23 protein-coding genes are annotated in these 24,016 nt (G+C 73.7%); 3 read left to right on the top strand and 20 right to left on the bottom strand.

Annotated features, from left to right (window positions below; translation table 11 throughout):
- Positions 1-46: 46 nt before the first annotated feature.
- The 9 genes from ACSHWO_RS16060 to ACSHWO_RS16100 all read right to left on the bottom strand — a co-directional run bounded on the left by ACSHWO_RS16060 (position 47) and on the right by ACSHWO_RS16100 (position 8,251).
- On the bottom strand, positions 47-451 hold the full coding sequence (locus tag ACSHWO_RS16060) for a GNAT family N-acetyltransferase (protein WP_361097248.1): 405 nt from the start codon (positions 449-451) through the stop codon (positions 47-49).
- Complete coding sequence (gene purB / locus ACSHWO_RS16065; RefSeq protein ID WP_438312612.1) at positions 438-1,745, bottom strand: adenylosuccinate lyase; 1,308 nt, start codon at positions 1,743-1,745, stop codon at positions 438-440. Before purB ends, ACSHWO_RS16060 begins: the two co-directional genes overlap by 14 nt.
- A 190-nt stretch (positions 1,746-1,935) precedes the next feature.
- Positions 1,936-3,939: a BTAD domain-containing putative transcriptional regulator gene (locus ACSHWO_RS16070; RefSeq protein WP_438312615.1), complete on the bottom strand. Its 2,004-nt coding sequence runs from the start codon at positions 3,937-3,939 to the stop codon at positions 1,936-1,938.
- A gap of 88 nt (positions 3,940-4,027) precedes the next feature.
- Positions 4,028-4,318, bottom strand: coding sequence for a PqqD family protein (locus ACSHWO_RS16075; protein WP_361097240.1), 291 nt, complete (start codon positions 4,316-4,318; stop codon positions 4,028-4,030).
- Entirely contained in the window at positions 4,318-5,100 is a 783-nt protein-coding gene (locus ACSHWO_RS16080; protein ID WP_361097237.1) for a hypothetical protein, read from the bottom strand. The genes ACSHWO_RS16075 and ACSHWO_RS16080 overlap by 1 nt, the downstream gene beginning before the upstream one ends.
- 586 nt (positions 5,101-5,686) lie before the next feature.
- Entirely contained in the window at positions 5,687-6,031 is a 345-nt protein-coding gene (locus ACSHWO_RS16085) for a VOC family protein (protein WP_438312618.1), read from the bottom strand.
- A gap of 90 nt (positions 6,032-6,121) precedes the next feature.
- Positions 6,122-6,631 (bottom strand): DUF5956 family protein, encoded by a 510-nt coding sequence (locus ACSHWO_RS16090; protein ID WP_438312620.1) that lies wholly within the window; start codon positions 6,629-6,631, stop codon positions 6,122-6,124.
- A 77-nt stretch (positions 6,632-6,708) separates the two neighbouring features.
- Positions 6,709-8,058 carry a cytosine deaminase gene (codA, locus tag ACSHWO_RS16095; protein ID WP_438312622.1) on the bottom strand — a complete coding sequence of 450 codons (1,350 nt, stop codon included), beginning with the start codon at positions 8,056-8,058 and terminating at the stop codon, positions 6,709-6,711.
- Positions 8,059-8,083: 25 nt separating this feature from the next.
- Entirely contained in the window at positions 8,084-8,251 is a 168-nt protein-coding gene (locus ACSHWO_RS16100; RefSeq protein ID WP_361097226.1) for a hypothetical protein, read from the bottom strand.
- A 146-nt stretch (positions 8,252-8,397) separates the two neighbouring features.
- Between ACSHWO_RS16100 and ACSHWO_RS16105 the strand changes: the two genes are divergently transcribed.
- Positions 8,398-10,197 (top strand): S9 family peptidase, encoded by a 1,800-nt coding sequence (locus ACSHWO_RS16105; RefSeq protein ID WP_385841455.1) that lies wholly within the window; start codon positions 8,398-8,400, stop codon positions 10,195-10,197.
- Between the two features lie 72 nt (positions 10,198-10,269).
- On the top strand, positions 10,270-11,106 hold the full coding sequence (locus ACSHWO_RS16110; protein ID WP_438312627.1) for an SURF1 family protein: 837 nt from the start codon (positions 10,270-10,272) through the stop codon (positions 11,104-11,106).
- Here the strand turns inward: ACSHWO_RS16110 and ACSHWO_RS16115 are convergent.
- The 7 genes from ACSHWO_RS16115 to ACSHWO_RS16145 form a co-directional block, all read right to left on the bottom strand.
- Positions 11,075-12,190, bottom strand: coding sequence for a hypothetical protein (locus tag ACSHWO_RS16115; protein WP_438312629.1), 1,116 nt, complete (start codon positions 12,188-12,190; stop codon positions 11,075-11,077). The two genes, ACSHWO_RS16110 and ACSHWO_RS16115, sit on opposite strands and share 32 nt — an antisense overlap.
- Positions 12,187-12,984 (bottom strand): SigE family RNA polymerase sigma factor, encoded by a 798-nt coding sequence (locus ACSHWO_RS16120; RefSeq protein WP_438312632.1) that lies wholly within the window; start codon positions 12,982-12,984, stop codon positions 12,187-12,189. Before ACSHWO_RS16120 ends, ACSHWO_RS16115 begins: the two co-directional genes overlap by 4 nt.
- Before the next feature lie 171 nt (positions 12,985-13,155).
- Positions 13,156-14,229: an aspartate-semialdehyde dehydrogenase gene (locus ACSHWO_RS16125; protein ID WP_438312634.1), complete on the bottom strand. Its 1,074-nt coding sequence runs from the start codon at positions 14,227-14,229 to the stop codon at positions 13,156-13,158.
- Positions 14,226-15,506, bottom strand: a complete 1,281-nt coding sequence (locus ACSHWO_RS16130; protein WP_360632353.1) for an aspartate kinase — start codon at positions 15,504-15,506, stop codon at positions 14,226-14,228. The genes ACSHWO_RS16125 and ACSHWO_RS16130 overlap by 4 nt, the downstream gene beginning before the upstream one ends.
- Positions 15,507-15,645: 139 nt before the next feature.
- Complete coding sequence (locus ACSHWO_RS16135; RefSeq protein ID WP_361097205.1) at positions 15,646-16,320, bottom strand: DUF5063 domain-containing protein; 675 nt, start codon at positions 16,318-16,320, stop codon at positions 15,646-15,648.
- Positions 16,313-16,912: a recombination mediator RecR gene (gene recR, locus ACSHWO_RS16140; RefSeq protein WP_361097202.1), complete on the bottom strand. Its 600-nt coding sequence runs from the start codon at positions 16,910-16,912 to the stop codon at positions 16,313-16,315. Before recR ends, ACSHWO_RS16135 begins: the two co-directional genes overlap by 8 nt.
- An 84-nt stretch (positions 16,913-16,996) precedes the next feature.
- Positions 16,997-17,341 (bottom strand): YbaB/EbfC family nucleoid-associated protein, encoded by a 345-nt coding sequence (locus tag ACSHWO_RS16145; protein WP_360632362.1) that lies wholly within the window; start codon positions 17,339-17,341, stop codon positions 16,997-16,999.
- A gap of 255 nt (positions 17,342-17,596) precedes the next feature.
- Between ACSHWO_RS16145 and ACSHWO_RS16150 the strand changes: the two genes are divergently transcribed.
- Complete coding sequence (locus tag ACSHWO_RS16150; RefSeq protein ID WP_361097199.1) at positions 17,597-18,370, top strand: SLATT domain-containing protein; 774 nt, start codon at positions 17,597-17,599, stop codon at positions 18,368-18,370.
- Positions 18,371-18,394: 24 nt separating this feature from the next.
- On the opposite strand, the gene ACSHWO_RS16155 is transcribed toward ACSHWO_RS16150, so the two are convergent.
- The 4 genes from ACSHWO_RS16155 to ACSHWO_RS16170 form a co-directional block, all read right to left on the bottom strand.
- Positions 18,395-19,045 (bottom strand): hypothetical protein, encoded by a 651-nt coding sequence (locus ACSHWO_RS16155; protein ID WP_385841508.1) that lies wholly within the window; start codon positions 19,043-19,045, stop codon positions 18,395-18,397.
- Between the two features lie 134 nt (positions 19,046-19,179).
- Positions 19,180-21,720 carry a glycosyltransferase gene (locus ACSHWO_RS16160; protein ID WP_438312637.1) on the bottom strand — a complete coding sequence of 847 codons (2,541 nt, stop codon included), beginning with the start codon at positions 21,718-21,720 and terminating at the stop codon, positions 19,180-19,182.
- Positions 21,721-21,731: 11 nt separating this feature from the next.
- On the bottom strand, positions 21,732-22,412 hold the full coding sequence (locus ACSHWO_RS16165) for a GntR family transcriptional regulator (protein ID WP_361097190.1): 681 nt from the start codon (positions 22,410-22,412) through the stop codon (positions 21,732-21,734).
- 118 nt (positions 22,413-22,530) lie between these two features.
- Positions 22,531-23,895 (bottom strand): aspartate aminotransferase family protein, encoded by a 1,365-nt coding sequence (locus ACSHWO_RS16170; protein WP_438312639.1) that lies wholly within the window; start codon positions 23,893-23,895, stop codon positions 22,531-22,533.
- Positions 23,896-24,016: the final 121 nt, after the last annotated feature.

A 24,016-nucleotide genomic window follows, 5' to 3' on the forward strand; every position in this document is an offset into this window, starting at 1 on the left:
GCGGTTCGGGACCGGGAAGCAGCCTCCGGTCCCGCGGCGCCCGGCCTCAGCCGAGCGCATCGAGGGTCCAGGCGGACTCGTGCCGGGTGAACCCGACGTGCGGGTAGTAGTCGACGGCTGCGGGCGCCGACAGCAGCACGAGCTTGGCCTGCGGTGCGGCCTCGCGGGTGGCCCGGATCAGGTCCCGGCCCACGCCCTGCCGCTGGAACTCGACGTCCACGGCGATGTCGCTCAGGTACGTGACGTACGAGCCGTCGGTGACCGAGCGGGCGATGCCGACGAGGCGGCCGTCGAGGCGGGCGGTGATCACGAGGTTGGCGCCCGCGAGCATGCGGGTGAAGCGCTCGACGTCCTCGATGGGGCGGCGCTCGCCGAGGGTCGACGCGCGGTAGAGGGCGATCACCTCGGTGACGTCGAGGCTGGCACCGACGACGGGCTCACACTTCCACATGGCTCTGCAGCTCCTTGCTCAGTTCGTTCAGTCGGGACTTCAGGTGGTCGCGGTTTCCGAGGAAGCGCCGCGGGTCGAACTGCTCTGCGGTGACCACGACCCCGCGGGCGGCGAGCCGGTCGGCCAGGGCCGACTCCTGCTCCCACGCCTCCGTGGCGGCGGCCTGGACGAGCCGGTAGGCCTCCTCGCGGTCCCGGCCCCGGGCGACCAGGTCCAGGAACACCTCGGAGCTGTAGACCAGGCCGCGGGTGGCGTCGATGTTGCGGGCCATCCGCTCCGGGAACACCCGCAGCCCCCGCAGCAGTTCGACCGCCGACACCAGCTGGTAGTGGGCCGCGGTCAGGCTGTCGGGGAGGATGACCCGCTCCACGGAGGAGTGGGCGAGGTCCCGCTCGTGCCACAGGGCGACGTTCTCGTACGCCGCCCCGGCGTTGGCCCGCAGGATCCGGGCGAGGCCGCACAGCCGTTCGCTCGTGGTCGGGTTGCGCTTGTGCGGCATCGCGCTCGACCCCTGGTAGGCGCTGGTCCGCGGCTCGTCGACCTCGCCGACCTCGGTGCGCTGGAGCATCCGCATCTCCAGGGCGAACTGCTCCACGACGGCCCCGGTCACGGCGAGCGCGGACAGCAGCTCGGCGTGCCGGTCGCGGGCCACGACCTGGGTGGGCACCGGCTCGACGCCGAGGCCGAGCTGCGCGCAGACCCACTCCTCGACGTACGGGGAGATGTGCGCGTACGTGCCGACGGGGCCGGAGAGGGTGCCCACGGCGACGGCGGCCCGGGCGGCGGTCAGCCTCCTGATGCTGCGGTCGACGGCGAAGGCGTGCACGGCGAGCTTCTGGCCGAAGGTGGTGGGCTCGGCGTGGATGCCGTGGGTGCGGGCGATGCAGACGGTGTCCCAGTGTTCGAGGGCGCGTTCCACGAGCAGCTGCGCGAAGCCGCGGGCTGCGTCCAGCACGAGGTCGCAGGAGCGGGCGAGGAGGTGGCCGAGGGAGGTGTCGACGAGGTCGTAGCTCGTCATGCCGTGGTGCACCCAGCGGGCGGACTCCGGCGGCATCGTCTCGGTGTACGCGGCGAGGAACGCGAGGATCTCGTGGTCGCGGGTGCGCTCCAGCTCCCTGATCCGCTCGACCGCGGGGACGGGGGCGCGGCGGATGTCGTCGAGGCTGGCCCGGTCCACGACGCCCAGCTCCACCTGGGCGGTCGTCGCCAGCACCTCGACCCGGGCCCAGGTGGCGTACTTGTTCTCCTCGGTCCACAACGCGGCCATCTCGGGCCGGGAATAGCGTTCGATCACGGTCGTTCTCCTCGGTTCTCCCCCGTCGCCGCGGGACCGCGGGCGGTGCGCCTCGGGTGGTGCGGCGGGGGCGGGTGTGGGGGAAAGAGCTGGATGAGGCGGGTGCAGTACGTACGGACGGAGGGGGAATGCGCGGGTCGGGCGGACGTGCGGGCGGGCCGGGTGTCGTGGGCGTACGGGGCGGGGCTGCTCAGGCCGTGAAGCCGAGCTCCGGTGGCAGTGCGGCGGCGGCCCGGACGGCCGGGCCCGGAACGGGTGCGGTCGGGGTGGCGCGCAGCGGGACGAGCGCCCCCGCGGGGCGCGCGTACCAGGCGGCCAGCGCGTCCTGCACCGCGCCGTGCCGGCTGTGCACGGAGTCCGCGTCGAAGGTGAGTTCCCGCGCGTAGAGCCGGACCAGCCCGTGGTACGAGAAGTGCACCCCGCTGCCCTTGACGAAGTCGGCGTCCAGCAGGTGCTGGGCGGTCAGCCGTTCGAGGATCTCCTCGGTGCGGTCGTCGGGCAGCCCGAGCGCGGCCGCCGCCACCCGCACCGACACCGAGGCCATCTCCAGCAGGCTGAGCAGGCGGAAGGCCCGCTGCTCGGGGGCGGCTAGGGCGGCGTAGCCGACGGCCAGGCTGTCGCGGACGCTGAGGTCGCCGACCGCCAGCTCGTCGAGCCTGCGGCGCTCGGACTCCATGCGGCGGGCGAGCTGCTCCAGGCTCCAGTGCGGGCGCTCCAGCAGCCGCGCGCCGACGATCCGGACGGCCAGCGGCAGCCGGCCGCAGTACCGCACCAGGTCCCGGGCCGCCCGCTCCTCGGCGGCCAGCCGCTCCCGGCCGATCATCCGGCCCAGGATGTCGAGGGACTCCCCCTCCGAGAGCAGGCCGAGCCGGACGTGCCGGGTGCCGCCGAGGGTCGACAGCATCTCCAGGCTGGTCACCACGGCCGCGCAGGTCGGCGAGGCCGGCAGCAGGGGCCGTACCTGGGCCTCGTCGCGGGCCCCGTCCAGGACGACCAGCACCCGCCGGTGGGACAGCAGCCCCCGGTACAGGGCCACTCGTTCGGCGAGTCCCCCGGGCAGGGCCGCGGGGGCGACGCCGAGGGCGCGCAGCAGCTCGCCGAGCACATCGGCCGGCTCCCGGAAGCCGTGCCCGTCCTGGAGCTCCGCGTACAGCTGCCCGTCGGGGAAGACGGGGCTCACGGCGTGGGCGAGGCGGACCGCCATGGTGGTCTTGCCGACCCCGGCCGCCCCGTACAGGTCGAGGGTCTGCGGCCCGGTGCGCTCGCCGCCGTCCCGGGAGACCTCCCGCAGCCACCGGCCCAGCTCCGCCTCGACGGCGGGCCGGGCGAACTCCGCGAGGCGCGGCGGCAGGGTGTACGGGGAGGCCGGGCCCGGGGAGCCTGCGCCGGCGGCTGCGCCCGCGCCCGCGCCGAAGGCCGGTGCGGCGGGCTCCGGCCGGTCCGGCGCGGACTCCGGCCGGGCGGCGGGTCCGGCGAGGATCTGCCGGTGCGCCGCGCGGAGCTCTGCGCCCGGTTCGACGCCGAGTTCCTGCGACAGCAGCCGGCGGGCCTCCTGATAGGTGCTGAGGGCTTCGCCCTGGCGGCCCGCCTTGAACAGGGCCGTCATGAGCCGACCCCATGCGCTTTCCCGGAAAGGGTGCTCGGATACGAGGGCCCTGAGCCGGGGCAGCACTTCCGCGTACCGGCCCACTGCCATTTCCGCGTCGGCCCAGTTTTCCGTCGCGTTCAACCAGCGTTCAAGCAGGGCGGCCCCGTCCCCCTGTTGGAGGTATTCCGAGGGGATGTCGACGAGCGGGGTGCCCTTGGTCTGTTCCATCGCCTCGCGGAACAGCCGGGCCCGCTCGGCGGGTTCGGTGCACGCCTCGGCCTTCTTCAGCAGGGCGTTGAACCGGTCGAGGTCGAGCCGCCCGCCCCCGGCCTCGACGGCGTAGCCGGAGGCCCGGCTGACGACCGCGTCCGCGCCCAGGACCTTGCGCAGGCGGGCGATGTAGCCCTGGAGCGTCTTGCGCGCGGTCAGCGGCGGCTCGCCGCCCCAGAGCTGTTGGATCAGCTCCTCCGCCGTGAGCGTGCGGCCCGCCCGCAGCAGCAGGGACGCCAGGACGACCCGGTGCTTCGCCTGCGGAATCTCGATTAACTCTCCGGCCCGCCGTACCGTCAGCGGACCGAATACATCGAACTGGAGATCGTCCAGCATGTGATGCCCCCGATATTCAAATCCACGGGCCGCGAACAAGGGGATCCCTGCCCCGTTCGGCCCGGCGCCGGGAATACCGCCTCAGGCCTCAGGCGATTTTCACGACATCGTGTCGCGCGAGTTCCGTGAAAAGCTCCACGATGTCCGGGACGACGGACTCCTGATCGATGTCGTATTCCTCGGCGATCAGTGCGGCGATGTCGCGTACCGTCCGCTTCCCGTCGATCCCCCGCCAGATCGAGACGGCGGGGCCGGTCAGCTCGAAGAAGTGCTCGTACCCTCCGACGACCATGACGCCGCGGTGGTTGCGCATCTTCACGTTGAGCGGGAGGGAGGCCACCGAGTCGGGGCCCACCGCGGTGCTGTCGTCGAACGGCATCAGACCGACACCTCCATGGAGATCCGCTGGCAGACGGCGATGGTCTCCTCGATCCACTTCTGCGGGTCGTCCGGGTCGAAGGAGCGCATGGTCTCGATGGCCCAGTACGCGTCGAACGGCAGCAGCTCCGGGTCGAGGATCTCCATCCGCCGGGCGCGCCACTTGGGCCACAGGCTGCCGAACTGGCCCAGGCTCGCGGCGAGCGCGTCGACCGCGTGGTTGAAGGCGTTGCGGCTGGCGATGACCGCGCTGTGCAGGTCGCCGCGGGCGATCTGGCCGGCCGTGTCCTCGGTGTAGCTGTCCGCCTGCTTCAGCGAGTTGACGATCAGCACGGACCGGTGGGCCGACGCGGCGAGCCGCTCGCGGGTGCGCTCCAGCCACGCGCCGTCGTCGGCGGCGGCCGCGTAGGGCAGCCGCTCCAGCATGGCGATCTCGTGGTAGCTGAGGGTGCGCCAGCTGCCCTGCTCGTCGGCGAACTGCTCGCGGGAGACCTTCGCGAGGACCTGTTCGAGCTGGGAGGAGGTCCAGTACTCGACGTCCCAGCGGCGGCCGTCGACGAAGGTGCCCTCGTACTGGAGCGTGTTGGGCTCCAGGGCCACGTGGTTGGTCTCGTCGATCGTGCTGGTCCAGACGTCCTTGGTGACCACGTGGACGTCGAGGTCGCTGGTCGGGTTGCCCCAGCCTCTGATCAGGGAGCCGCTGGCGAACACGGTCTCGTACGCGGCCGGGAGCAGGTTGCGGCTCTCCAGCTCGGCGATTACCCCGGAGGTGTCATACGTCATGAGGCACGGCCCTTCCCCGTATCGGCCCGCCCTGTCCGAGGTCGTCGGAGGCGACGGGCATGGTTGCGCGTCGGGCGCCGCGACGGCGTCCGAGCGGCCGGCAAGCCCCGGAATGGTGATCACTGATTCCGCGGCCCAATTCCGGCACACCGAAAATATCGGCTGTCCGGTTTCGGACTCTAGCAATGATCGTTAACGCCGCGGCAGTCCGATTGATGCGACGTCAGTCACAGTACATGACCCTTGAACTTTCTTGCAGGCCAGCAGTATTGACGACTCCTCAGAGGTTTCTCAAGACGGCCGTTGGCGGAAATTCCACTTTACAGACTGCGGGATTTGGTGCCGGTCTGGAAAAAATAAGGGAATCCGACACATCCCACGGCGAACACCGCGGCGGGGCCTAACCGGCCGGGAATGCCGTGCCACAGGACGAGTCACACCACCGGCACGGGCCGCGGGACACGCCGCGGCCGGCCTCCGGACGGTGGCCGCAGGGGACCGGCCGGCCCGCGAACGCGTACCGGTTCTCGCCAGCTGTCAGCGGTCGGCAGTCAGCGGTCAGGCGTGAGGCGTCAGGCGTCAGGCGTCATCCGGAGACGAAGCAGAACTCGTTGCCCTCCGGGTCGCGCATCGCCTGGAACGAGCCCTGGTCGTCGGTGACCGGGCCGCCGACCGCGGTGGCGCCCAGCTCCACGGCCCGCGCCGCGGCAGCGGCCACGTCGTCGGCCGCCAGGTCGAGGTGGAGCCGGTTCTTCCCGGCCCTGTCCTCGGGCACCGGCTGGAACGCCAGCCGCGCCACTCCGGGCAGCTCCACGTGCGACCAGCCGCGGGCCCGGTCGACCGGCTCGGCCTCCAGCAGCCGCGCCCAGAACCGGACCAGTTGCGCCGGCTCCCGGCAGTCCACGACGATCTGGTGCAGGCGGATGCGCATGGCCGCGAGCCTACGCCCCGGGGGCGGCACCGGGGAGCCGGGCGGGCCGGTCACCCGGATCGCGCCGCGCGCCCTGCTCGTCCCGCCGGGCTACTCCCGGGCGGCCAGGGCCGCCAGCTCCGCCCGGACCAGCTCCATGAAGACCGCCGAGGCGGCGACCTCCACCCCGCGCCCGGCGGCCACCGCCCGCAGGTGCTCCAGGACCCCGCCGACGGTGGTGTGGGGGCCGACCGGGCGCAGCAGCCACAGCCGGCCGGGCGGCCGGGGCGGCAGGCCGAGGGCGGCGACGGCCTCGTCGGTCTCGCGGTCGAGGTCGTGCAGGTCCGGGTCGGGCAGCGGGGCGGCGTGCACCCCGGTGATGTGCCCGTGCCCGTCGAGGCGGGTGTCCACCGCCCAGTGCGTGGACCGGTCGGGGATCCAGGTGCGGGCCTGCGGGGGCCAGACGTACGGCAGGAACACCCAGGCCGCTTCCTCGGGCGCGGGCTCCCAGCCGAGCACCTCCAGCTCGCGGACCTCGGGCAGCCGGTCCGGTTCCTGTTCGCTGCGGCCGCTGCGGCGCCGCGCGAGGGGGTGCGGTGTTCCGTCCTCGTCCCACGACATGGCCGAGAGGCTACCGGCGGGCCCGACCCTCCCCCGGCCGCGCCGCGCGGCCGACGCGGTGTCACCGATCCTGCTCCTCAGGGGAGTTCGCCCTGTTCGCCGTGGGGACGGCCGAAGTCCACCTCGGCCGGCTCCTCCCCCGGCCAGGACAGCAGGGTCGGCGCCGGCGGCGTCTGCGCGACCACCTTCCCGTGCGCCACGACGTACCGGGGCCGGACCTGGCGGCGGATCGCCTCCGTCGGGGTGGGGGCGGGCAGCACGACGAAGGAGCCGGCCGCGCCCTCGGCGATCCCGTACTCGGCGGCGGTCAGCCCCAGGATGCGCGCGGCGCGGTCCGTCACCATCGCGTACGCCTCCGGGATCTCGTCGGCGCCGGTCAGCTGGGCGGCGTACAGGCCGACGAGGGCGGTCTGGAGCGGGTTTCCGGTGCCCAGCGCGTTCCACGGGTCCATCACGTCGTCGTGCCCGAAGGCGACGTTGACGCCGGCGGCCAGCATCTCCTTGACCTGGGTGAGGCCGCGCCGCTTGGGGTAGGCGTCGAAGCGGCCCTGGAGGTTGAGGTTGGCGAACGGGTTGGCGACCAGCCCGATCCCGGAACGGGCCAGCAGCCGCTGGAGTTTGAGGCTGTACGCGCCGCCGTAGGAGCCCATCGCCGTCGTGTGCGAGGCGGTCGCGCGCTCCCGCAGCCCGGAGCGCAGGGCGAGCGCGGCCAGCACCTCCACGAACCGGGAGTGCTCGTCGTCGATCTCGTCGCAGTGGGCGTCGACGCGCAGGCCGTGCTCGTCGGCGACGGCGAAGGCGATGCCCAGGGACGCGACCCCGTCCTCGCGGGTGTCCTCGAAGTGCGGGATCGCCCCGACGACGTCGGCGCCGCGGGCCGCGGCCGCGCGCAGCAGCGCCTCGCCGTCCGGGAAGGAGAGGATGCCCTCCTGGGGGAAGGCGGTGATCTGGAGGGTCATGAACTCCCGGACCCGGTCGCGGACCTCCAGCAGCGCGTCCAGTGCGGTGAGCTGCGGGTCGGTGACGTCGCAGTGGGTCCGCACGTGCAGGACGCCCTGGGCGGCCTGCCAGCGCAGCACCTCGGTGGCCCGGGCGACGACGTCCTCGCGGGTCAGGGTGCGTTTGCGGGCGCTCCAGCAGGCGATGCCCTCCCACAGGGTGCCGGAGGCGTTGGGGCGGGGGTCCCCCGCGGTCAGGGCCGTGTCCAGGTGGATGTGCGGTTCGACGAAGGGGGCGGTGAGCAGCCCGCCGTCCGCCTCGACGAGCACGCCGGCGGCCGGCGGCGCGGAAGGATCGGCGGCGGCGCCGTCCGGGGAGATCCGGGCGATCCTGCCGTCCGGGCCGACCCGGACCTCGTACAGGCCGGGGCGCAGCACACCGGGGCGGTCGGCGTGCAGCAGCCGGGCGCCCCGTACGGTCATCCGCATGGGGCCAGCGTAGGGCCCGGCGGGGTCAGCCGCGCTTGGCCTGGGACTTCTGCTGCATGCCTCTCGTCTTCGCCGACAGGGACTGCGCCTCGCGGGCCGCGGACTTGGCGCGGGCCTCGGCGGCCGTGTTCTTCGCCCGCTCGTGCTCCCGCTCCGCGGCCTGTGCCGTACCGGCACGCGCCTTCTTGGCCATGACCTGATCCTCCTCCGGCATCGCACGGCGTACGTCCCTCCACTGTCCTCCCGTGAGGGGCGGGCGGCATCCGCAGCGGTCCGGCGGTGTGCCGGTGGAAGCGGTGTCCGGCCGGCGGACGCACCCGATCGGGTTACATAGGGGGTATGACTGACAACACGGCCACGGGCATGCCCGACTGGGAGAAGCGCTTCCGGGCGCCGCGCGTCGCACTGCCCGACTGGGCCGAGGACGCCCCGCACCGCTCGCTGTTCGTCTCCAACGCGACCGGGACCTACGAGTTGTACGCCTGGGACCGCACCACCGGCACCCAGCGGCAGGCCACGGACCGGCCCAACGGCACCACCGACGGCACGCTCTCCCCCGACGGGGAGTGGATCTGGTGGTTCTCCGACACCGACGGCGACGAGTTCGGGACGTGGGTGCGCCAGCCCTTCGCGGGCGGCCCCGACGAGCCGGCCGCTCCCGGCCTGAAGCCCTCGTACCCCGCCGGGCTCGCCATCGGCCGGGACGGGACCGCGGTCGTGGGCCGGTCCACCGACGAGGAGGGCTCGACCGTCCACGTGGTGCGGCCGGGCGGCGCGGAGCCGGTGGAGATCTACCGGCACCGGGAGTCGGCGGGCGTCGGCGACCTGTCCCGGGACGGCACGCTGATCGCGATCGAGCACACCGAGCACGGCGACGCCATGCACGCGTCCCTGCGCGTGGTCACCCTGGACGGCACCACGGTCGCGGAGCTGGACGACTCCCGGGGCGGCACCGTCGAGCTGGGCCTGGAGGTCCTCGGCTTCGCCCCGGTCGCCGGCGACACCCGGCTGCTCGTCGGCCACCAGCGCCGCGGCCGCTGGGAGCCGATGGTGTGGGACGTGGCCGCCGGCACCGAGCAGGAGCTGGCGCTGGACCTGCCGGGCGACGTGAGCGCCGAGTGGTACCCGGACGGCTCGGCCCTGCTGGTCGAGCACGGCTTCGAGGCGCGCAGCGAGCTGTGGCGCTACGACCTGGCCGCGCGGGAGCTGACCCGGGTGGAGACCCCGCCCGGCACGGTCTCGGGTGCGACGGCGCGGCCCGACGGAACGGTCGAGTACCAGTGGTCCTCGGCGGCCGAACCCGCGGCGATCCGGTCGACGGCGGGCGGGGTGGTGCTGGAGCCGCCGGGCTTCCGGGCGCCCGGCTCGGTGCCGGTGGAGGACGTGTGGGTGGAGGGCCCGGGCGGGCGGATCCACGCGCTCGCGCAGCGGCCGGTCGGCCACGGCGAGGGGCCCTTCCCCACCGTGTTCGAGGTGCACGGCGGTCCGTCCTGGCACGACTGCGACGCCTTCGCGGCCGGCCCGGCGGCCTGGCTGGACCACGGCTTCGCGGTGGTCCGCGTCAACTACCGGGGCTCGACGGGGTACGGCCGGGAATGGACCGACGCCCTCAAGCACCGGGTCGGGCTGATCGAGCTGGAGGACATCACCGCGGTCCGCGAGTGGGCGGTGGCCTCGGGCCTGGCCGACCCGGCCCGGCTGGTGCTCTCGGGCGGCTCGTGGGGCGGGTACCTGACCCTGCTGGGCCTCGGCATGCAGCCGGAGGCCTGGGCGGTGGGGCTGGCCGCCGTACCGGTGGCCGACTACGTGACGGCGTACCACGACGAGATGGAGGCGCTGAAGTCCCTGGACCGCACCCTGTTCGGCGGTACGCCGGAGGAGGTTCCGGAGCGCTTCGCGGCGTCCTCCCCACTCACGTACGTGGACGCGGTCCGGGCCCCGGTGCACATCGCGGCGGGCGTGAACGACCCACGCTGCCCGATCCGGCAGATCGACAACTACGTCGACCGGTTGGCGGCGCGCGGCGCGGTCCACGAGGTGTACCGGTACGACGCCGGGCACGGCTCGCTGGTGGTGGAGGAGCGGATCAAGCAGGTCAGGATGGAGATCGACTTCGCCCTGAAGCACCTGCCCCGCTGAACCGGGTCCCGGGCGGCGGGGCGGCGAACCCCCGCCACCGTGATCGCGGTGCACCCCCCGTACGGTGGTGGGGTGCACCGGTTTCTCCTGACCCCGCGCTGGTGGGGGATCAACGTCTTCGTGGCGCTCGCCGTTCCCGTCTGCCTGTTCATGGGGACCTGGCAGCTCGGCCGGTTCGAGGACCGCGTCGAAACCCACCGGCAGGCGAACGAGGCGCGCCCCGCCGAGGAGGCGGCCGCGCCGCTGGACTCGCTGCTGCCGGTGGACAAGCAGACCTCCGGCCGGCTCGCCTCCGTCGCCGGGCAGTACGCCGAGCAGCTGCTGGTCCCGGAGCGGCGGCTCGACGGGAAGGCCGGCTTCTACGTCCTGACCCTGCTGAAGACCGACTCCGGCAAGGCCGTCCCCGTGGTGCGGGGCTGGCTGCCGGGCACGGCGGACCCCGGCCGGGCACCGGCCGCGCCGACCGGGCGGGTCGAGGTGACGGGGGCCCTGCAGGCCTCGGAGACCTCCGGCAGCAAGGGCGTGCACTCCCGGGGCGGGCTGCCGGCCGGGCAGCTCGGCGTGATCGGGGCGGCCTCGCTGGTCAACCTGGTGCCGTACGAGCTGTACGACGCCTGGCTGACGGTGCAGGCCCCTGCGGACGGGCTGACGCCGGTGCCCGCTCAGGCGCCGAGCAACACCGGTCTGGACCTGAAGGCCTTCCAGAACCTGGGCTACACCGGCGAGTGGTTCGTCTTCGCCGCGTTCGTGCTGTTCATGTGGTTCCGGCTGTACCGCCGCGAGGTGGAGACCCTGCGCGACGCCGAGGCCGGCCTGCTGCCCGCCGACGGCGCGGCGGCCGGCTCCGGCGCGGGGGCCGGGCCAGAGCGACAGCAGGTCAGGGCTTCTGCGTCGGGTCCAGCGGAATGACGCCGGTCCGGTAGACCGTGCCCCCGCAGGCCGCCGGGATCGTCGTCCGGGTGGTCGGCGCGGGCGCGCCCGGCACCGCCGTGGCCGGGGTGTGGGACACCGCCACACCGGCGCCGTCCGCGGCCGGGCCGGCGGTTTGGCCCCCCGGTTCCGCCGCGGCCGTGCCGTCCGCGGAGCGCTGCTCCTGCGGCGCGCCGCCCGCCGGGGGCTTGGACGCCGCGTCGGGGGAGGCGGCCGGGCAGGACATGCCCGAGGGCACCCAGGCGAAGCGGACCTCGTACGCCGCGTACGGCTGGAGCACCAGCGACGGCGCCTCCACCGCCGGGTCGGGCAGCCCCGGGGCCGCGTCGCCCGCGGTGTGGCCGACCACGGTGACCCCCGAGGCCCCGCCGGGCGCGGAGGGGCCCAGGGAGGCGGCGGTCACGGTGTCCGGGCCGGCGACGCTGCAGCCGCGGGCCGAGACGTTGGTGACCTTGAAGCTGCCGTAGACCTTGCCGTCGGCCTCCGGGGCGCGCGCGCTGGCCTGCACCCCGAGCTGGTCCGCGCCGCACCCGGGGGCGGCCGGGGAGGCCAGAGGGGGCATCGGGCCGTTGGAGGCCCCGGCCGCACCGCCCTGGCCACCGGTCCCGGACGGGTCGGCGCTGCCGCCGCCCGGCGGGGACCCGGTGGTCGCGGGGTCGGCGCCGGCGACGGCGCCGCCGGCGGCTCCGGGGCCCGCGTCGGCGTCCCTGGACTGCTTGGGCGGGTGGCCCGTCCCGGAGTGGTCGTGGCCCTGGCCGTCCGCGCCGTCCGTGCCGGCGGCCTCGCCGTGTCCGGCCATCGCGGAGTGGTCGCCGACGCTGCCGTCGCCGCCCGCGATGCCCAGGTGCAGGGCGGTGGGCAGGGCGGTGCCGGCCAGCAGCGCTGCCGCGGCGACGCCGACGAGGGCGCGCCGCTTGCGGGCCCGGCGGGCGGGGACGGCGGACCGCAGCCGGTCCAGGGCGCCGGTGGAGGGCTCCAGGCCCGAGACCGCGGCCTGCAGCAGGCTCCGCAGCTCCTGCTCCTCGCCGGCCCCGCCGTCCGGTCGCGTGTGGTCGTCCATCATGACTGCTGAGCCTCCATCGCCACCCGCAGCGCGGCAATGCCCCGCGATCCGTACGCCTTCACCGAGCCGAGCGAGACGCCGAGGGTCTCGGCGACCTGGGCCTCGGTCATGTCCGCGAAGTACCGCAGCACCAGCACCTCGCGCTGGCGCCGCTGCAGTCCGCGCATCGCCTTGATGAGGTCGTCCCGTTCCAGCTGGTCGTACGCGCCCTCCTCCGCGCTGGCCATGTCCGGCATCGGCTTCGACAGCAGCTTCAGGCCGAGGATGCGGCGGCGCAGCGCGGAACGGGAGAGGTTGACGACGGTCTGCCGCAGGTACGCCAGCGTCTTGTCGCGGTCCCGGACCCGGCTCCGGGCCGAGTGGACGCGGATGAACGCCTCCTGGACGACGTCCTCGCAGGAGGCGGTGTCGTCGAGGAGCAGCGCGGCCAGGCCCAGCAGGGAGCGGTAGTGGGCCCGGTAGGTCTCGGTGAGGTGGTCGACCGTGGTGCCGGCCACGACCTCGGGCGGTGCGGCGGCAGCGGCCTCCACGCCGGTCCCGCCGGTCCCTTCGTCCGCGTCGTTCGAGTCGTGCGCGTCGGGGTCGGCGGGGTCGGCGGGTCCGGCGCTACCGCGCGGCGTGGGCACGCGGCCACCCGGGGTCGGCAGGGCGGGCGGGCCCGACGCCGACGGCACGGTCGGCGGGACCGGGACGATCACCGGGAGTCCGCCGGTCGTCCGGGAGCCCCTGCCGGGCGGCGCAGCGGTCGTGCTGCGCGCCGGTGCGCCGTCGCGTACGAGTAGTGCCTCTGCCACGCCAGTTGGACACGCGTCCCCCCACCAGGGTTGTACGCGCGGGGCGGACCGGCCAGCACCATCCTCATTGCCCTCATGCGTACTCGTTCTTCCCGATTGCCCCCCGTCCGTCCAGCGGCAGTCAGGCCATCACCTTGATCAAGGGATCAGCACCTGATCCTACAAAGTGCATTACGCGAATTCATCAGCGATCAGTTCCGCGATCCGCGCGGCGTTCAGGGCGGCGCCGCCCTGGAGGTTGTCGGCGCACACGAAGAACTCCAGCGAGCAGGGGTCGTCGAGGGAGGCCCGCAGCCGTCCCACCCACGCCGGGTCCGTTCCCGCCGCGTCCACGGGGGTCGGGAACTCCCCCGCCGCCGGTTCGTCCACGACGACCACGCCCGGGGCGGCCTGGAGGACCTCGCGGGCCCGCCCGGCGTCCACGGGGGCGGCGAACCGTGCCCGGACGCTCAGCGAGTGCCCGGTCAGCACGGGCACCTGGACGCAGGTCACCGCCACCGGGAGGGAGTCGAGCCCGAGGACGCGGCGGGTCTGGGCGCGGACGGCCAGCTCGTGGGTGGACCAGCCGTCGGCGCCGAGCTGCCCGGACCACGGGACGACGTTCAGGGCGAGCGGGGCCGCGAAGGGGCCGGTGTCCTCGCCGACCGCGCGCCGCACGTCCCCGGTCATCTCGCCGAGCGGGGTCCCGGCGACCAGCGACAGCTGGCGGCGCAGCGCCTCGGAGCCGGACCGTCCGGCGGCGCTCGCGGCCTGGTACGAGGACACGGTCAGGTCGGCGAGCCCGTACTCGGCGTGCAGGGCGCCCAGGGCGGCGGTCAGCGCGGCGGTGACGCAGTCCGGCCCGGCGACGATCCCGCGCGGCCGGTGCCGCACGGCGGCGGCGTTGACCTCGGGCACCACGAGTGGCACCTCGGGGTCCTCGCGGAAGGCGGCGGACCGGTCGACGACGGCGGCGCCGCGCGCGGTGGCGACGGGCGCCCAGCGGGCCGAGACCTCGGCCGGGGTCAGGAAGATGACGACGTCGCCGTGGCCGAGGCCCTCGAAGGCGTCCTCGGTGAGGGCGATCACCTCGCTCTCCTCCGCGCGGACGGCCAGCATGCGGCCGGCCGAGCGCGCGGAGGCGATCAGGCGTATGTCGCCCCAGACGTCCGCCCGCCGGGACAGGATCTGGAGCAGGACCGTTCCGACTGCCCCGGTCGCCCCGACCACGGCGAGCGCCGGGCTGGAGGACCGGGCTTCAGTCATCGTCCGGTGCCTCCGTAGACGACGGCCTCGTCGCTGTCGGAGTCGAGGCCGAAGGCCGTGTGGACGGCGACGACGGCCGCGTTGACGTCGTCCTGGCGGGTCACCACCGAGATGCGGATCTCGGAGGTGGAGATCAGCTCGATGTTGACGCCCGCGTCGGACAGCGCCTGGAAGAAGGAGGCGGTGACGCCCGGGTGGGTCTTCATACCCGCGCCGACCAGGGAGATCTTGCCGATCTGGTCGTCGTAGCGCAGGGAGTCGAAGCCGATCTGCGCCTTCGCCTTCTCCAGGGCGTCGATGGCCTTGTGGCCCTCGGTCTTGGGGAGGGTGAAGGAGATGTCCGTCAGGCCGGTCGCCGCGGCGGACACGTTCTGGACGATCATGTCGATGTTGATCTCGGCGTCCGCGATGGCGCGGAAGATGGCCGCGGCCTCGCCCGGCTTGTCCGGGACGCCGACGACGGTGATCTTGGCTTCGGAGACGTCGTGGGCGACTCCGGAGATGATGGCGTGCTCCACCTGCTCGTCCCCTTGCGACTCGGGCTTCTCGTTGCTGACCCAGGTACCCGGCAGTCCGGAGAAGGACGAGCGGACGTGGATCGGGATGTTGTAACGGCGCGCGTACTCCACGCAGCGGTGCAGCAGCACCTTGGAGCCGGAGGCGGCGAGCTCCAGCATGTCCTCGGAGGAGATCCAGTCGATCTTCCGGGCCTTCTTCACCACGCGCGGGTCGGCGGTGAAGACGCCGTCGACGTCGGTGTAGATCTCGCACACCTCGGCGTCCAGCGCCGCGGCCAGCGCGACGGCGGTGGTGTCCGAGCCGCCGCGGCCCAGGGTGGTGATGTCCTTGCTGTCGGCGGACACGCCCTGGAAGCCGGCGACGATGGCGATGTTGCCCTCGTTCAGCGCGGTGCGGATACGGCCCGGCGTGACATCGATGATGCGCGCTTTGTTGTGGACCGAGTCGGTGATCACGCCCGCCTGGCTGCCGGTGAACGACTGGGCCTCGTGGCCCAGGTTTTTGATCGCCATGGCCAGCAGGGCCATGGAGATCCGCTCTCCGGCGGTCAGCAGCATGTCGAACTCACGTCCGGCAGGCATCGGCGACACCTGCTCGGCGAGATCGATCAGCTCGTCCGTCGTGTCGCCCATCGCGGAGACCACGACCACCACCTGGTGGCCGTTCTTCTTGGCGTCCACGATCCGCTTGGCGACGCGCTTGATGCCCTCGGCATCGGCTACGGAGGAGCCTCCGTACTTCTGCACGACAAGGCCCACGTGCGCTCCTCGCTCAATTCCCAGTACTGCGGTCGCGGGTCAGTCTAACGAGCGACCGCAATCCGGCCGACGCGTACCGCATCATGAGACCTCCCGTTCACCACGCGATCATCGCGGCGACGGGAACGCCCTCCCTGCGCTAACGCTCCCCCACGGGCCTCGGGGCCGGCCTGCGGCCGATCGCACCGAGCTCCTCGGCCATCACCCGGCCGGCCTGCTCCGCGAGGTCGTCCTCGGTCAGGTCCTCGTCCGTGTCCAGCCCGTCCAGGGCGGCCAGGGGCTGGTCCAGGCGGACGTGCGCGACCAGCGACTGCAGGGCGCGCAGGGTCGCGGAGGCCGTCGAGCCCCAGTTGGAGAAGTACGAGAACTGCCACCACCACAGCGCCTCGGCGGTCCGGCCCGCCCGGTAGTGCGCCAGTCCGTGCCGCAGGTCGGCGACCACGTCCGCGACGTCGTCGGAGATCCGGTGGGCGACCGGCGTCTTGCGCGGCTCGTACGGGTCGAAGACCTCGGAGTACACGTCGACCGGCTCCAGCAGGTACGCGAACCGCTCGCGCAGCTCGTCCACGTCCGGCTCCGGACCGAGGTCGGGCTCGTAGCGCTCGTCGGGCAGGACGTCCTGGTACGCGCCGAGCCGGCCGCCCGCCAGCAGCAGCTGGCTGAACTCCAGCAGGAGGAAGGGCACCGCGCTGTCCGGGTCCTCGCCCTTGGCCACCTCGGTGACCGCGACGATGAACGACTCGATCTGGTCCGCGATCTGGACGGCGAAGTCGTCCGGGTCCTGGGCCAGGGCGTGCAGCGTTGCGTCAGACATCGAGAAGTCGCCTTCCTTCAAAGGCCCGCCCGAGCGTGACCTCGTCCGCGTACTCCAGGTCTCCCCCGACGGGGAGCCCACTGGCCAGGCGGGTGACCTTCAGGCCCATGGGCTTGATCATGCGCGCGAGGTACGTGGCCGTGGCCTCGCCCTCCAGGTTGGGGTCGGTGGCGAGGATCAGCTCGGTCACCTCGCCGTCCGCGAGCCGCGCCAGCAGCTCGCGGATGCGCAGGTCGTCCGGGCCGACGCCCTCGATCGGGCTGATCGCACCGCCCAGGACGTGGTACCGGCCCCGGAACTCCCGGGTCCGCTCGATGGCGACCACGTCCTTCGGCTCCTCCACCACACAGATCACGGCGGGGTCGCGGCGCGGGTCACGACAGATGCCGCACTGCTCCTCCTGCGCCACGTTGCCGCACACCGCGCAGAACCGGACCTTCTCCTTGACCTCCAGCAGCGCGTGCGCGAGACGCCGGACGTCGGTCGGCTCCGCCTGCAGGATGTGGAAGGCGATCCGCTGCGCGCTCTTGGGCCCGACACCGGGCAGCCTGCCCAGCTCGTCGATCAGGTCCTGGACCACGCCTTCGTACAACGGACTGCCTTCTTTCTCTGCTGCTGTGCTGCTGTGGTGCTGCTGTGGTGTCGTGGAGAGGGCCGGGGGCCGCGGGGGCCGGGGCTAGAACGGCAGGCCGGGGATGCCGCTACCGCCGCCCAGACCCTGGGCGAGGGGGCCCAGCTTCTGCTGCTGGAGCGCCTGGGCGTTCTCGTTGGCCGCCTGGACGGCCGCGACGACCAGGTCGGCCAGGGTCTCGGTGTCCTCCGGGTCCACGGCCTTCGGGTCGATCACGAGCGCACGCAGCTCACCGGAGCCGGTGACGGTGGCCTTCACGAGGCCGCCGCCCGCCTGGCCCTCCACCTCGGTGCGGGCCAGCTCCTCCTGGGCCGCCGCGAGGTCCTGCTGCATCTTCTGGGCCTGCTGGAGCAGCTGCTGCATGTTGGGCTGTCCGCCACCGGGAAACACAGGTCACTCACTCCGTACCGTCGGAACGCTTGGTCAATCCGAGCCTACGTGCTCACCGCGCGCAGCGCCCTACGCCGTGAGGACCAACTCTTTCGAGTGACCGGCGCGGCGTGCGCGTCGCTGATGGGGACCTTCCTGCGAGCGGAAATCCGGGGATTCTCCGCCCATCGGCCGTCATTCGAAGGTAGGAAGAGCATGCGCATCATTGCGCACACGCGCACCACCACACGTCAGCGCAGGCAGAGGGAGCGCCGGGTGAGCCAGCCGGAGATGCAGCCCGAGGGGCCACCCCGGGATCCCCTGGAACCCCGGGACTCCCGAGAACTTCGGGAGGAGGGCGGCGGGCCCATGGCGGCGGGCGATCTGACCGGCGGACCCTTCCCGCTCGGGGACTGGGGCGAGCCCGCCGAGCGGCTGGACGAGCTCTACCGCCGGGTCGAGGCGGATGCGTTGCGCACCGCGCAGTGGTACATGTCCGACCGTGCGTGGAAGCGCCGGGGCGCGCGGGTCCTGCGCGTGGGCGCCGCCGCGGGGGCGGTCGTCGGCGCCTCGATGCCGCTGCTGGAACTGACCGGGGCCGCGCCGGGCGCCACTACGTACGGCTGCCTCTCGCTGCTGCTGGCCGCGGCCTGCGTGGCCTGCGACAAGTTCTTCGGGCTGACCTCGGGCTGGATGCGGGACGTCGCGACGGCCCAGGCGGTGCAGCGCCGGCTGCAGACCCTGCAGTTCGACTGGGCCTCGGAGAACGTGCGGGAGGTGCTGGGCCCCACCGAGGGCACGGCGAGCGAGGCCGCGGAGCGCTGCCTGACGGTGCTGCGGCGGTTCTCGGAGGACCTCACCGAGCTCGTGCGCTCCGAGACCGCCGAGTGGATGCTGGAGTTCGGATCGGGGCCCGCGCCGCTGGTGCTCCAGGCGCTGGGCGCGCCCGCCCCCCGCCCGGAGGCCGGGACCCAGCCGGCGCGGTTCCCCCTGCCGCCGGGGACGCGGCCCAACATGCCGCGGCAGCGCCCGCCGGAACAGCCCCGCTGAGGCGCGGGGCCGACCGGTCCGCCCTCAACTGAAGATGATCATCGAGCCCTGGCCGAGGCTGCGGGTCGCGGCCGCGTGCAGGCCCAGCCAGACGTGCCGCTCCCGGGCGAAGGGGCTGTCGTCGTACGGAACCGGACCCGCCGGCTCCTCCAGTGCGGTTGGCCTGTTCGGCGGGGCGGGCGCCACCGGCGGGTTCCCCGGGTCGATCCCGATCGCCGGAGCCACCACCGCCAGCTCCCGCAGCAGGCCGTGCGCCGACCCCAGCGGCCCACCCGCTGCCAGCAGCTCCTCGTTCGCCAGCGGCGCCGCGAAGTCCACCGGGACGTAGGCCCCCGCGTGGTCGTAGTGCCACACCAGGTGCGACTGCTGGGCCGTGGCCTCGAACATCTCCAGCAGCTGCTCGTAGTCCCCGCCCAGCCCGTCCACCGGGGTCACCGGCAGCCCGCAGACCTGGAGCAGGTACGCCCGCCGCAGGAAGTGCAGGGCGTCGTAGTCGAAGCCGGCGACGGGGGCGACGTCGCCGCTGAGGCCCGGCATGTACGCGAACACCGGCACGGACGGCAGTCCGGCCTCGCCCAGCGCCCTGTCGTACGAGGCGATCTCTTCCGCGAAGGGGTTGTCGGGGCTGTGGCACAGCACGTCGACAAGGGGGACCAGCCACAGGTCACAGGCCACTCGGGCTCCGATCAGTCAGTCGTTGCCGCCGATGCCGCCAGCGTAGTGCGCCGGACACCCTCCGCGAAGGCCTGCGCAGAACCCGGCCGGAGCCGGGTTCTGCGGCGGCCGCACGGCTGCTGCCGCGAGGGCGGCTACGCCCCAGGCCGGCTCGGCCCCGCGCCCGCATCCGTGCGGGGGCCGACGCGCCAGACCCACACGTCCTGCACCTTCTCGGGCTGCTGCCCCAGCAGGTCGCTGATCAGGCCCTTCAGCTCGTCCGACCGCTCCTGGAACGGCAGCACCACAGCGCCCGCCTTCCAGAACTCCAGGTCCTGCCGGGCCTGTTCCCGCCACTGCGGCGTCACCTCGGGCGGCGCGGCCCCGTAGCGGACGTCGCGCAGCAGGTTCGACAGGTGGCGCGGGGCCGCCCCGTAGATCCCCGTCCGCTCGGGCCCCCACGGGCCGTTGAAGTAGCCCCCGGCGAGCCGGAAGCCGAAGTCCGCCTCGACCTGCCAGTGCAGGGCGTCGGCCTGGCCCGGGTCGGGCAGCGGCACCGGGACGAGCACCCCGCCCTGCTCGACGTAGCCCTTCCAGGCGCCCGAGGTGACGAACGCGGGCACCGGCGCGCGGTCCCGGACCGCCAGTGGCAGCGGCAGGACCGGGAGCAGCGCCGCCGCGACCGCCAGCACGCCGGCGGTGCGCAGCTCACGGCTACGGGCGCCGGCGACCCGGTCGAGCGCGAGGGCCACCAGGACGCCCAGGACCGGAGCGCACACCATCGCCACCCGGCCCTCGATCACCGATTCGAACAGCGGCAGCTTGCCCAGCAGCGCCCAGGGGCCGGGGAACGCGAGGTCGGTGCGCGGTACGGGCACCCGCGGCCCGAGGGACAGCAGCAGGGCCACGGCCCCGGTGATCGCCAGTGCGCGGACGGCGGGGCGCCGCCACATCGCCGCGCACATGGCCGCGCCGAGGGCCAGCAGCGGCCAGCCGTAGAAGGCGTTCTGCTCGGTGGTGTTCATCGACAGGCGCCCCGCCGTCTCGGCATCGCCGAACAGGGAGCGGGCGGCGTACTCGATCAGGGCGAGCGGGCTGTTTCCGGCGTTGTCCCCGTGCAGGACGGAGTGGTAGCTCTGCGGGCCGAGGAACTGCCAGTACAGCGGGAAGGCCAGCAGCGGCAGGCAGACGGCGAGGGCGATCGCCAGGCCCCGCGCGAGCGGGGGCGCGGCGGCGAGGGCACGACGGCGGTCCACGGACAGCCAGGCGAGGCAGTAGACGAGCATGCCGAGGGCGGCGATGAGCAGCGGCTCCTCGCCCAGGAAGATCTGGTACGCCGCGAACAGCCCGAGCAGCACCCCGTCACGGACCACGTTGCGCCCCTCGGCGAGGCGCAGCGCCCGGTCGACGATCAGCGGCAGCATGAACAGCACGACGAAGTTCGGGTGGCCGTTGGCGTGCGACACCATCGGCGGTGCGAACGCCGCGAGCGCCCCGCCGACGGCGGCCGCCCAGCGGTTCGGCGTGCAGCGGCGGCGGATCAGCCAGTACCAGGTCCAGGCGCTGGCGGCCATGCCGAGGGTCAGGACCAGGGCGAACGTGACGGTCTCGCCGAACAGCAGCGTGACCGGGATCAACGGCACGGTCAGGCCGAGCATCGTCGCGTTGGCCATCAGGTTCACGCCGTCGGGCATGCCCTGGGCGGTGGTGAAGAACGGATTGCGCAGGTGGGCGATGTTGTCGGTGGCGACGCCGACGAACCACTCCCACTGGTTCTGGTCCTGGAGCGCGTCCTTGAGGTAGCGGCCGTCGAGGTCGGCCCACAGGCCGTGGAACACGTAGAGGGAGAGGGCCAGGAAGACGGCGGCGACGGTGAGGCCGCCGGCGTTCAGGCGCAGCAGCTCCCCGAACCGGCGGCCCGGGCCGTCGGCGCCACGACCGGTCGGCGCCGACCGGTCGGCCCGCACCGCGGTCCGGCGGCGCACCGGGACCTCCAGCACGGCCCCGGCTCCGGCCCGGCGGCGCAGCAGGCGGGTGACCTCGGCGTCGACGGCCGGGCCGTCGAGCGTGGAGGAGGCGAAGGCGGCCCGTGCCCGGTCCCCGTCGAAGAGGGCGAAGCCGCAGGTGTCGGCGCGGAACCCGGGAAGTCCGGGCACGCCGAGGGCCCGCACGAAGCGGTTCCCGGTCCGGCCGAGGACGGCGGCGGGGGTACGGGGGCCGCCGGCGGGGGCGCCGGTGGGGGCGGGGGCGCCGGTGGGGGCGGGGGCGCCGGTGGGGGCGTCGAGGAGCTGTTCGAGCCGGTCCAGCTCGTCCAGCGGGGTGCCGAGCCCTGCGTCGGCCAGCAGCACCCGCCGCCCGGCGGTGGCCGCCACGCCGGCGCGCAGCGCCGCGCCCTTGCCGCGGGGCCCGTCCAGGCGGACCAGCCGGATCCGCGGGTCGCCGGCGGCCACGGCCCCGGCGGCGGCCGCGGTGTCGTCCGCGGAGCCGTCGTCGACGACCACGAGCTCCCAGTCGCCGGGCCCGGTGCCGTAGCGGGCGTCGAGGTGTCCGCGTACGGCGGTGACCGTCTCGCCGATGCGGTGCGCGTCGGCGCGGGCGGGGATGACGACGGACAGGGCCACGGACCCGGTCGGGCGCCGTGGCCCCGGCGCGGTCGCCGCGCCCGCTGCGCTGCCCGCGCCCGTCTCGTGGTTCACGCCCGGGCCGGTCACGGGGCGACCGGCTTCAACGTCGCGGCCCAGTCCAGGCTGTGCTGGTTGTAGGCGTACACGAGGCGGCGCACCTCGTGGGCGTCCGCCAGCGCCACCGCGTCGACCAGCTCGTTGTGGCCCGACCACAGCCCGGCGTGCAGGTCCGGGGCCGCCTTCAGGTGCGGCACGGCGAAGGCCCAGCACTGCACCCGGATGCGGTGCAGGAAATCAGAGATGTACGTGTTGCCGACCAGCCCGCTCAGCTCCCTCCAGAAGCGCAGGTCGTAGCCGATCAGCACTTCGAGCGAGCCGCTCTGGGCAGCCCGACACGCCTCCTCGGCCCGACGGCGCACCGACACCAGCATTTCGCCCGAGCCGGGCGCTGTGCCGCGCTCCACGAGCCGCCGGAAGATCCCGTCGACTATGAGCGTACGGGCCTCGATCATCCCCCGGAAGTCGTCCGGGGTGTAGACACGCACGCGGAATCCCCGGTGCTGCACGGACTCCAGCAGCCCCTGGGCGGAGAGGTCCACGAGTGCCTCGCGGACCGGGGTCGCGGAGACCCCGTACTGGTCGGCGATCTGCTTGACGGTGAACTCGGTGCCCGGAGGGAGGCGTCCCGCCAGCACCTCGTCGCGCAGCGCGTCCGCGATCTGCTGGCGAAGTGTGTTGCGGGTGACAGCGGCGCCGCCTGGCATAAGGGTCCGTCTCCTTCGGTGAGCTGCGGACACCTTAGGCCAGGCGGTGCGGCCGAAACCGTTCGATTCCAGGCTGTTATACGGATCTATACGTACATACAGATCGCGTTCGGGCCCGTCAGCCGGCCGTGGTGTGCCGGTCCGCGACGGTCAGCGCCTCGTCGAGGAGCGCCAGGCCCTCCTTCGCCTCCGCCTCCGTGACGGTGCAGGGCGGCACGACGTGCACCCGGTTCATGTTGACGAACGGCCACAGGCCCGAGGCCTTGCAGGCCGCCGCGAACTCGGCCATGGGCGCGTTGTCGGCGCCGGCGGCGTTGTAGGGGACGAGCGGCTCGCGGGTCTCGCGGTCGCGCACGAGCTCCACGGCCCAGAACGCGCCCAGGCCGCGGACCTCGCCGACCGACGGGTGCCGCCCGGCGATCTCGGCGAGCCCCGGGCCGAGCACGTTCTCCCCGAGGTGGGCGGCGTGCTCGACGACTCCCTCCTCCTCCATGGTGGCGATGGTCGCCACGGCGGCGGCGCAGGCCAGGGGGTGGCCGGAGTAGGTCAGGCCGCCGGGGTAGGGGCGGGTGGCGAAGGTCTCGGCGATGGCGGCGGAGATGGCGACGCCTCCGAGCGGGACGTATCCGCTGTTCACGCCCTTGGCGAAGGTGATCAGGTCCGGGGTGACGCCCCAGTGCTCGGCGGCGAACCACGTACCGGTGCGCCCGAAACCGGCCATGACCTCGTCGAGGACGAAGACGATGCCGTAGCGGTCGCAGAGCTCGCGGACGCCGGCCAGGTAGCCGGCGGGCGGCACCATGATCCCGGCGGTGCCGGGGACCGTTTCGAGGATGATCGCCGCGATGGAGGCCGGCCCCTCGAAGGCGATGGTGTCCTCCAGGTGGCGCAGCGCGCGCTCGCACTCCTCGGCCTCGGTGGTGGCGTGGAAGGGGGAGCGGTAGAGGAAGGGCCCCCAGAAGTGCACGACCCCGGCGGCGCCGACGTCGGAGGGCCAGCGGCGCGGGTCACCGGTCAGGTTGATCGCGGCGGCGGTGGCGCCGTGGTACGAGCGGTAGGCCGAGAGCACCTTGTGGCGGCCGGTGTGCAGACGGGCCATCCGGACGGCGTTCTCGACGGCCTCGGCTCCGCCGTTGGTGAAGAACACCTTGTCCAGGTCGCCGGGGGTGCGCTCGGCGATCAGCCGGGCGGCCTCGGAGCGGACGTCGACGGCGAAGCCGGGGGCGAGGGTGCACAGGCGGCCTGCCTGCTCCTGGATGGCGGCGACGACCTTGGGGTGCTGGTGGCCGATGTTGGTGTTCACCAGCTGGGAGGAGAAGTCGAGGTAGCGGCGGCCGTCGTAGTCCCAGAAGTACGAGCCCTCGGCCCCTGCGACGGCCAGCGGGTCGATGAGCTCCTGCGCGGACCAGGAGTGGAAGACGTGCTTGCGGTCGGCGGCCTTGACGGCGACTCCGTCCGCGTCGAGAGGGAGGTGAGGGGTCATTCGGCCACGCTAGAAGTGCGCAGGTCGGAGGGGACATCGGCGGACTGTATGGACCCTGGGCCCACCCCTCGGCAGTCTGTCGCCCGCCCGCTCGCCGGCCCGCTCACCGGCGCGCTGGCCC

This window comes from Streptomyces pallidus (ex Mingjun et al. 2026), from assembly GCF_051550185.1.
Classification (GTDB): Bacteria; Actinomycetota; Actinomycetes; order Streptomycetales; family Streptomycetaceae; genus Streptomyces.